The sequence below is a fragment of the Facklamia sp. P9177 genome (assembly GCF_050409585.1).
In the GTDB taxonomy this organism is placed as follows: domain Bacteria; phylum Bacillota; class Bacilli; order Lactobacillales; family Aerococcaceae; genus Facklamia.
This window is the reverse complement of the sequence record NZ_JBNUPE010000039.1, coordinates 1-1,094: the sequence shown is the minus strand read 5'-3', so window position 1 is coordinate 1,094 and position 1,094 is coordinate 1. Positions and strand designations below refer to the sequence as shown.

The 1,094-nt window shown below is 39.8% G+C and carries 1 protein-coding gene; it reads left to right on the top strand.

Annotated elements, in window-relative coordinates:
* Positions 1-42: 42 nt before the first annotated feature.
* Positions 43-987 (top strand): DDE-type integrase/transposase/recombinase, encoded by a 945-nt coding sequence (locus ACQV18_RS09340; protein ID WP_428893011.1) that lies wholly within the window; start codon positions 43-45, stop codon positions 985-987.
* Positions 988-1,094 lie beyond the last annotated feature (107 nt).

Sequence of the window (1,094 nt, the reverse complement as noted above, 5' to 3'; positions counted from 1 at the left end):
TACACTAAAGATATACAAACAACTTAGCGAAAGGAAGCTCCCATGAAAAATATTATAACAGAAGAAATGCGATTAAGAAAAAGAATTGTAGAGTATGCCATCGAACATGATAATAATGCAGCAGCAGCTCGGCGTTATCATACGTCTCGACAAAATGTAAAACGTTGGCGTGATCGATATGACGGAAGTTGGGAGAGTATAAGAAATCAATCACGACGTCCTCACTCACACCCTAATCAGCATACCGATAACGAACTACAAATAATTAAAGCAAAATATCAACGCTATGGTCATGAAGGGCTCGCGGAAGTTTATGTTCAATGTCAGCGTGAAGGTTATTCACGTAGTTATGATAGTATGTGCAAACAGATTCGTGAGCAGGGTTGGAACAAGAGCGTAGCGGATGCTAAGAAAAAATATCCCAAGTCTAGATGGAAACCGACCCAAGTAACTTATCCAGGCGAAAAGGTACAAATCGATATCAAATATGTGCCCATGCATTGTCTTAAGTTTGATTCGAAAGGCATTCGTTATTATCAAATCACAGCGATCGATGAGTATTCGCGCAAACGCTACTGTGAGATTGTGGATGAAAAAACGGTCACCAATACCGCTTTATTTTTATTAGAGTTAGAAGCGTGTCTAGGCTTTGATATCACGAAGGTTCAAACAGATAATGGGCGTGAATTTACCAATGATCCAGATGTTACCGATAAACTAACCATCTTTGAGGAGATATTCGAGAGTAAGGAGATAGAGTATCTCAAGACCCGTCCCTATTCTCCATGGCAGAACGGCATAGTTGAAAGAAGTCACCGAGAAGATGGGGAACGATTCTACAATCGTCGAGAATTTAAGAGTGTGCAAGAATTGAAGAAAGCACATCGTCGATATGTGAACCGAGGCAATAATATCCATCGAAAGGTTTTAAATTTTAAGAGTCCCAATGAAGTAGTACGCGAATACTTTAGGAACAAGCCTGCTTAGTCTTTCTTAATGATCTCAAATTCTTTACTTTTGTCAAGGATCGCTCCGCTTTCCTCTTTGACAAAAGTAAAGAATTTGAGGGCTAGACGCTAAGACATAAGCATGCC